The 9,053-nt window shown below is 64.7% G+C and carries 9 protein-coding genes; 5 read left to right on the top strand and 4 right to left on the bottom strand.

Annotated elements, in window-relative coordinates; translation table 11 throughout:
- Window positions 1-770: 770 nt before the first annotated feature.
- Window positions 771-1,598, bottom strand: a complete 828-nt coding sequence (gene nadE, locus ACGFNJ_RS29795) for an ammonia-dependent NAD(+) synthetase (RefSeq protein WP_393455322.1) — start codon at window positions 1,596-1,598, stop codon at window positions 771-773.
- Window positions 1,599-1,620: 22 nt separating this feature from the next.
- Window positions 1,621-2,271, bottom strand: coding sequence for a TetR/AcrR family transcriptional regulator (locus ACGFNJ_RS29790; protein ID WP_393455407.1), 651 nt, complete (start codon window positions 2,269-2,271; stop codon window positions 1,621-1,623).
- Window positions 2,272-2,368: 97 nt separating this feature from the next.
- Between ACGFNJ_RS29790 and ACGFNJ_RS29785 the strand changes: the two genes are divergently transcribed.
- The 5 genes from ACGFNJ_RS29785 to ACGFNJ_RS29765 all read left to right on the top strand — a co-directional run bounded on the left by ACGFNJ_RS29785 (window position 2,369) and on the right by ACGFNJ_RS29765 (window position 6,854).
- Complete coding sequence (locus ACGFNJ_RS29785; RefSeq protein ID WP_393455319.1) at window positions 2,369-2,938, top strand: NAD(P)H-dependent oxidoreductase; 570 nt, start codon at window positions 2,369-2,371, stop codon at window positions 2,936-2,938.
- 467 nt (window positions 2,939-3,405) lie between these two features.
- The gene (locus tag ACGFNJ_RS29780) at window positions 3,406-3,639 is read left to right on the top strand and encodes a redoxin NrdH (RefSeq protein ID WP_069163300.1); all 234 of its coding nucleotides are present in this window, start codon (window positions 3,406-3,408) and stop codon (window positions 3,637-3,639) included.
- 41 nt (window positions 3,640-3,680) lie between these two features.
- Window positions 3,681-4,145: a class Ib ribonucleoside-diphosphate reductase assembly flavoprotein NrdI gene (gene nrdI, locus ACGFNJ_RS29775; protein ID WP_393455315.1), complete on the top strand. Its 465-nt coding sequence runs from the start codon at window positions 3,681-3,683 to the stop codon at window positions 4,143-4,145.
- A 38-nt stretch (window positions 4,146-4,183) separates the two neighbouring features.
- A complete protein-coding gene (nrdE, locus tag ACGFNJ_RS29770; RefSeq protein ID WP_393455312.1) occupies window positions 4,184-6,289 on the top strand; it encodes a class 1b ribonucleoside-diphosphate reductase subunit alpha in 2,106 nt (701 codons plus the stop codon).
- Window positions 6,290-6,452: 163 nt separating this feature from the next.
- On the top strand, window positions 6,453-6,854 hold the full coding sequence (locus ACGFNJ_RS29765) for a hypothetical protein (RefSeq protein WP_393455309.1): 402 nt from the start codon (window positions 6,453-6,455) through the stop codon (window positions 6,852-6,854).
- A gap of 106 nt (window positions 6,855-6,960) precedes the next feature.
- On the opposite strand, the gene ACGFNJ_RS29760 is transcribed toward ACGFNJ_RS29765, so the two are convergent.
- Window positions 6,961-7,953 carry an LLM class F420-dependent oxidoreductase gene (locus ACGFNJ_RS29760; RefSeq protein WP_393455306.1) on the bottom strand — a complete coding sequence of 331 codons (993 nt, stop codon included), beginning with the start codon at window positions 7,951-7,953 and terminating at the stop codon, window positions 6,961-6,963.
- Between the two features lie 123 nt (window positions 7,954-8,076).
- Window positions 8,077-9,024, bottom strand: a complete 948-nt coding sequence (locus ACGFNJ_RS29755) for a TauD/TfdA dioxygenase family protein (protein ID WP_393455303.1) — start codon at window positions 9,022-9,024, stop codon at window positions 8,077-8,079.
- Between the last annotated feature and the right edge of the window lie 29 nt (window positions 9,025-9,053).

Raw genomic sequence — 9,053 nt, 5'->3', positions numbered from 1 at the left:
TCGGGTATACGGTCTCCTGTGAATTCGGCAGCCAAGGGTTTGCACCGGATAGCGTGGTGGCGTCGTCTGCCGTACCCGGCTGACCTCCGCAGTCGCTCACGCATTCTCTCGTCCCAGCCGGGTTACTTGGCTGTGGTCCCGTTTCGAGAGCTTCAAAGCACGCGTCGTCTTGTCCCGGCCGGGTCATCTGGGCGTGGTCCGTCTCGGGAACATCAAGATCAAAGACCGCGATTCGAGATCAAAGACTCTGTCCCGCACACCTTTTGATTTCCCGCACAGCGAATCGCCGACTAAATCGTGTGCGGGAAGACAGAAAGTGTGCGGCTGCGGGGGTTCGCGATCGGAGACCTCGGATCCGCACTCATTCTCGGAGTCGCACCTGGCGTTCCACAGACGTTCCGTACGGTTCACAGAGGCTGTGGGGTCTGTGAACCGTATGGAACGTCTGTGGGATACGCCGATGGGGTGCGGGTTTCGGGGTTGAGGCACGCCGAGCTCACGGTTACTGGTCTCGGGAAGCCCGCGATCCCGATATGTGGGATCAGAAGGGTTGGTTTGCGGTGAGGGGGCACTGGTGGCGGGGGCTTCTCGGGCGATGCCGCCATCAGTGCCTCGTGATCAATCGACCAACTCCGGAACGGGCGTGGTGGTCTCGTCTCGGGGTCTTCGAGATCGAAGATGCTGAGCCGCACAGTTTTTGGTTTCCCGCATACCGAATTGCTGGTGAAATCGTGTGCGCGAAAGCAAAAGGTGTGCGGTTCAGCTGGGGGTTAGGCTCGCCACCAGGTGTCGAGAGGGGTCACCGGGACGGTGCGCTTGTGTCTGGTGGTCAGGTAGATCGTTTCGATGCGGTCGGCGACTTCGGGGGTGACGTCTTCGCCTTCCAGGTAGTCGTCGATCTCGCGGTAGGTCAGGCCGAGGGCTTCCTCGTCGGGTAGTGCGGGGCGGTCGTCTTCCAGGTCGGCGGTCGGCACCTTCGACCAGATGCTGGCCGGCGCGCCGAGTTCCTGCAGCAGTGCGGCGCCTTGGCGTTTGGTGAGTCCGGTCAGTGGGGTGAGGTCGACGCCGCCGTCGCCGTATTTGGTGAAGAAGCCGGTGACTGCCTCGGCGGCGTGATCGGTGCCGACGACGAGCAGGTTCTCCTGGCCTGCCAGCGCGTACTGGATCACCATGCGCTCGCGTGCCTTGATATTGCCGCGTACGAAATCGCGGAGCTTGTCGATCTTCAGCGCCGAGGCCACCTCGCCTGCGGTCGCGTTCGCGCTCGGTCGCACGTTCACCGACACCGACTTGTCCGGCTGGATGAACCGCAGCGCGATCCGCGCGTCGACCTCATCGGACTGCACGCCGTAGGGCAGCCGCACCGCGAGGAAGGTCGCGTCCGTGCCGTCCGCGCGCAGTTCCTCCACCGCGAGCTGGCACAGCCGACCCGTGAGTGCGCTGTCTTGTCCGCCGCTGATGCCGAGCACGAAACCCTGTGCGGGAGAGGCGTTCAGATAATCCTTGAGGAAATCGACCCGGCGTCGCACTTCGGTCTTGGGTTCGATGTTCGGCTGGACGCCTAGTTCGGTCGTGATCTGTTCGCGCAGGTTCCGCATGCCAGCTAACTTTACTGACGATTCACCGTGAAACAACGTGACGAACCAAGGCTTCCCAGTTGTCCCCGATCTGGTCGCGGCTGTAGCCCTGCACGTGCATCTGATGCATGATCAGCCCGGCGCTGAGCGTGGCAAGCAGACTGTCGGCGAGCAACGAGATCTCACCCGGCGTCTGTGCTTCCCGGAGCAGCATCGACACGTGCCGCTTGAGCAGACCGTAGGGCGCGCCGGAGTAGCGGTCGCCTGCCGCGCCTTCTTCGGCGGCACGGTACAGCTCGCCTTCCACGTCGATGTCGAGCAGTCGGGCGCGACCGAACGCGACGATCCGGTCGGCGGGTGGTGCGCCGGGCCCCAGCGGCGGCGGCCCGAAGATGAATGCCTCCTGGAACTTTCGGTCGGCGTGATCGAGCAGCGCCATCAGCAGCCCTGACCGGCTGCCGAACCGGCGGAACACGGTGCCTTTGCCGACTCCGGCCCGTTTGGCCAGTGCGTCCATCGTCAGGCTGTCGACGCCTTGCTCGCGGACCAGCTGTTGCGCGGCGTCGAGCAGCAGCTGCCGGTTGCGGGCGGCGTCGGCGCGTTCGGCTGGCTCGGTGTCGCCGAGCAGCGGTGTGCCGACGCCGAGCAGCTGCCCTTCCCCGGGGGCGGGTCGATCGGATGTGGGGTAGCTCACAGCGCTCACGCATTCTCCGCGGGAAGTAATCGGACCACGGTCCGGTTAGTCACTGATGAAAGTTCGGACACCACCATTCAGTACACCAGGAGATGCCATGACCACGACCCGCATCCTCGCTCTTGTCGGAAGTCTTCGCGCAGCCTCGATCAATCGGCAGCTTGCCGAGACCGCCGTGCAGACCGCGCCTGCCGGAGTCGAGATCACCCTGTACGAGGGACTCGCCGATATCCCCTTCTATAACGAGGACCTCGATGTCCCCGGCGAGGTACCGCCCGCCGCCCAGGCGCTGCGCAATGCGGTCGCCGAGTCGGACGGCCTGCTCTTCGTCACCCCGGAATACAACGGCACGCTGCCCGGCGTGTTGAAGAACGCCATCGACTGGGCGTCGCGGCCGTATGGTGTCGGCGCGCTCCAGGGCAAGCCTGCCGCGGTGGTGAGCGCGTCGATCAGCCCGCGCGCGGCGCAGTGGGCGCACGGCGACACGGTCAAATCGCTCGGTGTCGCGGGCGCGTCGGTCGTCGAGTCCGCGCATCTGCACTTCGCCACGATCGGCGAACGCTTCGGCAGCACGCATCCGCGCGAGGATGCCGAGGCGCTGACCAAGCTGGCCGCGACCGTGCACGAGCTGGTCGAGGCGACGCAGGGCCAGTTCGCCACCGTGTAATCGCCAGTTCGCCACCGTGTAAGCTTCCGAACCGGTCTCGACGAGGGCTGTCTCTGCCGACGCAGGGATGGCCCTCTTTGCTGTCCCTGGGGTTTGCTGAACATAAGCTGCGGTATGAAATTGTGATCTGCACCACGGTCGTGTCGGGTTGCGAATCGAGCGTCCAGGTACTTACCGCCTGGGAATTTCATCAATGTGACTCGCAACATGTCGTGTTGGATGAATCTGTCGGCCACTAGGTGTAGTGTCTTCGGTACTGGAAGACGGCATGGCGCCCGGCTCTGCGAACATCGGCTCGAAGGGGCTGAGCAGGGGATTCAAGGCCAGATCCAGGAGTTTGCGCAGCTACGTCGGATCGCGCGTTCAGTGACTGCTCGCAGTCGCTGGAAACGATCAGCAGGTCGCTCGACAACGATCAGCATTCGGATCACAGGCTGTGGATCAGGCACAAGGAGAGAGGGACACCAATGACCGTCACCGTGTACACCAAGCCCGCTTGCGTCCAGTGCAACGCCACCTACAAGGCCCTCGACAAGGCCGGGGTGGACTACGAGGTCATCGACATCTCCGAGAACGACGAGGCGCGTGACTACGTCATGGCGCTCGGCTACCTGCAGGCCCCGGTCGTCGTGGCCGGTGAGGATCACTGGTCCGGCTTCCGGCCCGACCGCATCAAGTCGCTGGCCACCGTCGCGGCCTGACCGCTACGCCGTTCGACGTTCCTCCGAGAGGAGAGTGGCCGATGTCCGCCGGGACAGCTGCGCTGGTCTACTTCTCCAGCGCCTCGGAGAACACCCATCGTTTCGTCGAGAAGCTGGGTCTCCCAGCGACTCGCATTCCATTGCACACCGCTGATTCGCTGCGCGTCGACGAACCCTACGTGCTGATCGTGCCCACCTACGGGGGCGGTCGGCACGTCATGGGGGGAACCAGATCCGACAAGGAATTCGTCCCGCGGCAGGTCGCCAAGTTCCTCAACGATCCGCACAACCGTGCCTTGCTGCGCGGGGTCGTCGCGGCGGGAAACACGAACTTCGGCGATACCTACTGCTCCGCGGGTGAGGTGATCTCGCGCAAGTGCGGGGTGCCCTACCTGTATCGCTTCGAACTCATGGGAACCGCCGAGGACGTCGAGCGCGTCCGAGAGGGATTGGGATTGTTTTGGCAACAACAACGACAGCACCGGCCGGAAAAACGGCTCGCTTAGAGCAGTCTTCCGCCCGCGGGGCGGACGCCGCCGAGGTCATGGACTACCACGCCCTCAACGCGATGCTGAACCTGTACGGCCCCAACGGCGAGATCCAGTTCGACAAGGACCGCGAGGCCGCGCACCAGTACTTCCTGCAGCACGTCAACCAGAACACCGTCTTCTTCCACAACCTGGACGAGAAGCTGGACTACCTGGTCGACGAGAAGTACTACGAGCCCGAGGTGCTCGGGCAGTACAGCCGCGGGTTCATCAAGCAGCTGTTCCAGCAGGCCTACGCCAAGAAGTTCCGGTTCCCCACCTTCCTCGGCGCGTTCAAGTACTACACCTCGTACACGCTGAAAACCTTCGACGGCAAGCGCTACCTGGAACGGTTCGAGGACCGCGTCTGCATGGTTGCGCTGACTCTCGCCGCTGGCGACGAGGTGCTCGCGGGCAAGCTGGTGGACGAGATCATCGATGGCCGCTTCCAGCCGGCCACCCCGACCTTCCTCAACTCGGGCAAGAAGCAGCGCGGCGAGCCGGTGTCCTGCTTCCTGCTTCGCATCGAGGACAACATGGAGTCCATCGGGCGCTCCATCAACTCCGCGCTGCAGCTGTCCAAGCGTGGCGGCGGCGTCGCGTTGCTGCTCAGCAACATTCGTGAGCACGGCGCGCCGATCAAGCAGATCGAGAACCAGAGCTCGGGTGTCATCCCGATCATGAAGCTGCTGGAGGACTCGTTCTCCTACGCCAACCAGCTCGGCGCCAGGCAGGGCGCGGGTGCGGTGTATCTGCACGCGCATCACCCGGACATCTACCGGTTCCTGGACACCAAGCGGGAGAACGCGGACGAGAAGATCCGCATCAAGACCCTCTCGCTCGGCGTGGTGATCCCGGACATCACCTTCGAGCTGGCGAAGAAGAACGAGGACATGTACCTGTTCTCGCCGTACGACGTGGAACGCATCTACGGTGTGCCGTTCGCCGACATCAATGTCACCGAGAAGTACTACGAGATGGTCGACGACAAGCGGATCCGCAAGTCGAAGATCAAGGCGCGCGAGTTCTTCCAGACCATCGCCGAGCTGCAGTTCGAGTCCGGCTACCCGTACATCATGTTCGAGGACACGGTGAACCGGGCGAACCCGATCGCGGGCAAGATCACCCACTCGAACCTGTGCTCGGAGATCCTGCAGGTCTCGACGCCGTCGGTGTTCAACGACGATCTGTCCTACGCCAAGGTGGGCAAGGACATTTCGTGCAACCTCGGGTCGTTGAACATCGCCAAGGCGATGGACTCACCCGATTTCGCGCAGACCATCGAGACCTCGATCCGGGCGTTGACCGCGGTCTCCGATCAGACGCACATCTACTCGGTCCCCTCGATCGAGCAGGGCAACAACGAATCCCACGCGATCGGCCTCGGCCAGATGAACCTGCACGGGTACCTGGCCCGCGAGCGGGTGCACTACGGCTCCGACGAGGGCATCGATTTCACCAACATCTACTTCTACACCGTGGTCTACCACGCGATTCGGGCGTCGAACCTGATCGCGCAGGAGCGCGGCAGCTACTTCGGTGGCTTCCCGGAGTCGAAGTACGCCAGCGGTGAGTACTTCGACAAGTACACCGAGCAGGTGTGGGAGCCGAAAACCGAACGGGTGGCGCGGATCTTCGCCGAGGCCGGGGTGCACATCCCGACCCAGGACGACTGGCGCGCGCTGAAGGCGTCGGTCATGGCGCACGGCATCTACAACCAGAACCTGCAGGCCGTCCCGCCGACCGGCTCGATCTCCTACATCAACCACTCCACCAGTTCCATCCACCCGGTGGCGTCGAAGATCGAGATCCGCAAGGAAGGCAAGATCGGCCGCGTCTACTACCCGGCGCCCTACCTCACCAATGACAACCTCGAGTACTACGAGGACGCTTACGAAATCGGCTACGAGAAGATCATCGACACCTACGCCGCAGCCACCCAGCACGTGGACCAGGGCCTGTCGCTGACGCTGTTCTTCAAGGACACCGCGACCACTCGCGACCTGAACCGCGCGCAGATCTACGCGTGGCGCAAGGGCATCAAGACCCTGTACTACATCCGCCTGCGCCAAATGGCGCTGGAGGGCACCGAAGTCGAGGGCTGCGTGTCCTGCATGCTGTAGTCGCACCACCTGAAGCGGGCGGTCTCCCTTGGGGGGGCCGCCCGTTTTCGCGTCCGCGGAGCTCTGTAACGACGTGATCAGCTGCGGCGACGCTCGTGTTATCGTGGCGCATTGGTCTGCTGCTCCCTGGGAGTTGGGCGGCGGCCGGATTTTGGGGATCAACATGTTTCAGAACACGTGGCCGCTGCCGCCGGTGCTGGCGCACATCGCGGCACAGCTCGACGCGCACATTTCCGAGCCTTTCCACATCGAGGCGGCGGAGGATCACCTGACGCTGCGCGAGACGGTGGACGGGCACTCGCGCGTGCTTGCCTCGACATCGCTCGGGCTCGGCCTCGACCGGCTCGACGTGTGCTGCGGTGCACTGGAACAGCAGCTCGCCGACTTCCAGGACGAGGTCGTGCTGGCGTTGACCGCCAGCTGGCCCATGGCCGAAGGCGCGGGCGGCGAGCCGGAATGCCACGTCGAGTCGGGAGTCCTGCGGATCCGATTCTGGGCGCCGCGATCCGAACTGCGGCTCGCCGACCTCGATCTGAAGACCCTCGGCGAGCGCGCCGTGGATTGAGCCCACCACTGGCGAAATCCCCACTCCGACATAGCGAAACGGGTGGCCTCCCACAGGAGACCACCCGTTCGTTGCTAGCAGGCAAGCATGTTTCGCCTGTGCGCCCTCAGCGCAGACCCGGTGCCACTTCGCGTTCGAAGAGCTCGATGCCGGAGGTGTCGTACGCCGACTCGGGGAAGTTGAAGATGGCGTAGCCGAGGCCGAGATCGCGGACCGCGGAGAGCTTTTCGAGCACCTGCTCGGGGGTGCCGACGGCGGCCGACGGGCGGAACATGCCGTCGACGTACTCTTTGGCTTTGTCGTCGCCGAGCGCCGTGGCGAGCCTGGCCTGGATCGCCGAAAGTCGTTCTTCGACTTCGGCTTCGGTGGCACCGACCACCGTGTTGAAGTTCGACGACCGCACGATGGCGTCGAAATCGGTGCCGACGTCGGCGCAGTGGGCGCGCAGGATCTCCGACTTCTGCGCGAACTCCGTCGGGTCGTTGCTGAAGTTGGTGTATTTCGCGTACTGCGCCGCGATCCGCAGCGTCTTCTTCTCGCCGCCGCCCGCGATCCAGATCGGAATTCCGCCCTCCTGCAACGGCAGCGGCCGCACGATGGCGCCGTCGACCTGGTAGTACTTGCCGTCCAGGGTGGCCGTGCCCTCGGTCCACGCCTGTCGGAAGATCTGCACGCCCTCGTCGAGGCGGCCGAGCCGCTCACCGGCCGACGGGAAGCCGTAACCGTAAGCGCGCCATTCGTGTTCGTACCAGCCGCCGCCGATGCCCATCTCGACGCGGCCGCCGGAGATCAGGTCGACGGTCGCGGCGACCTTCGCCAGATACGCCGGATTGCGGTAGCTCATCGCGGTGCACATCTGCCCGAGCCGGATCCGCGAGGTGGACGCGGCGAACGCCGACATCAGCGTCCACGCCTCGTGGGTCGCCTCCTCGGTCGGCACCGGAACGGTGTGGAAGTGGTCGTACACCCACAGCGATTCCCAGACGTCGCTGGTGTCCGCGCGTTGCGCCAGATCCCGCATCACCCGCCACTGCTCCGCCGGGTCGATGCCCACCAGATCGTGTCGCCAACCCTGCGGGATGAAGATGCCGAAGCGCACAGATTTCTCCTTCGTGTGTTTCCTCAAACCTAGCCAATCGTCCTGTGATCGGCCGACCGAGGCATGCCCCCATTTCAGCGGCCAGGGCCGGACGCTGCCCAGCGTCCGGCCCTGGCCTGCCGACTACGCCCCGGTGAACTGCGCCCCGGAGATGGACGTCGACGGCGTGCCGTCGATGCCGACCGGGATATCGCCCTCGAGCGTCGTGCGGTAGAGCACCCGCGTCACGTCGAGATGATCCAGATCGCTGGGCGCGAGATGCGCGGTCGCCCGGTTGTCCCAGAACGCGATGCTGCCCTTCGCCCAGCGGAACCGGACCGTATAGGCCGGGTTCGCCACCTCGTCGAACAGCAGCTTCAGCACCGCGTCGCTCTGGCTGGGGCTCAGCCCGACGATGCGGGTGGTGAAGCCGGGGTTGACGAACAGGGCGCGTTCGCCGGTCACCGGGTGCACCCGGACCACCGGATGCTCGGTCACCAGCGGCGCGGCGGCCACCTTCTTGGCGTAGTCGCTGTCCGCGTTCCAGACGGGCCTGCTGCCGCCGAACCGATGTTCGGCGCGCAGCCCGTCGACGAACTCGCGCAGCGCGGCAGGCAGGTTCTCGTAGGCCGCGACGAGGTTCGTCCAGCCGGTGTCCCCGCCCTGTTCCGGCGCGATCTCGGCACGCAGGATCGAGGCGGCGGGCGGGTTGATCAGCGGCGAGACATCGGTGTGCCAGAAGTTGGTGTAGCTGAACTTCTTGACGCCGAATCGCTTCTCGTACAGGCGACTGTCGACGGCGAGGATCTCGGGGAATTCCGTCGGCGCGTCGTCGTCGTAGGGGTGGGACGGGGTGACCGCGCCGAAGCGCCGCGAGAACGCGATCTGTTCGGCGTGACCGATGTGCTGATCGCGGAAGAACAGCACCTTGTACTTGTGCAGCGCGGCGGTGATCTGCTCGACCTCGAGGTCGGTGAGCTCCGCGCGCAGATCGACGCCGGAAATGTCGGCGCCGATGTAGCCGGCGACCGGGGTGATCCGCACCGCGTCCGTGGCGGTGATCGTGGTGGATGGTTCGTGCACCGTGGTCATGGGGACCTCGTTCAGAGAAGGGGGATGGG

The organism is Nocardia sp. NPDC049149 (genome assembly GCF_043197455.1).
Classification (GTDB): Bacteria; Actinomycetota; Actinomycetes; order Mycobacteriales; family Mycobacteriaceae; genus Nocardia.
The sequence above is the reverse complement of the archived record's forward strand: the minus strand, read 5'-3'. Positions and strand labels throughout refer to the sequence as shown.

What these genes read in the sequence shown, in the direction of transcription:
- nadE (WP_393455322.1), bottom strand. Translation starts at nt 1,598, where the DNA reads ATGCGGAACCTGCGCGAACAGATCACGACCGAACTAGGCGTCCAGCCG.
- ACGFNJ_RS29785 (WP_393455319.1), top strand. Translation starts at nt 2,369, where the DNA reads ATGACCACGACCCGCATCCTCGCTCTTGTCGGAAGTCTTCGCGCAGCC.
- ACGFNJ_RS29780 (WP_069163300.1), top strand. Translation starts at nt 3,406, where the DNA reads ATGACCGTCACCGTGTACACCAAGCCCGCTTGCGTCCAGTGCAACGCC.
- nrdI (WP_393455315.1), top strand. Translation starts at nt 3,681, where the DNA reads ATGTCCGCCGGGACAGCTGCGCTGGTCTACTTCTCCAGCGCCTCGGAG.
- nrdE (WP_393455312.1), top strand. Translation starts at nt 4,184, where the DNA reads ATGGACTACCACGCCCTCAACGCGATGCTGAACCTGTACGGCCCCAAC.
- ACGFNJ_RS29765 (WP_393455309.1), top strand. Translation starts at nt 6,453, where the DNA reads ATGTTTCAGAACACGTGGCCGCTGCCGCCGGTGCTGGCGCACATCGCG.
- ACGFNJ_RS29755 (WP_393455303.1), bottom strand. Translation starts at nt 9,024, where the DNA reads ATGACCACGGTGCACGAACCATCCACCACGATCACCGCCACGGACGCG.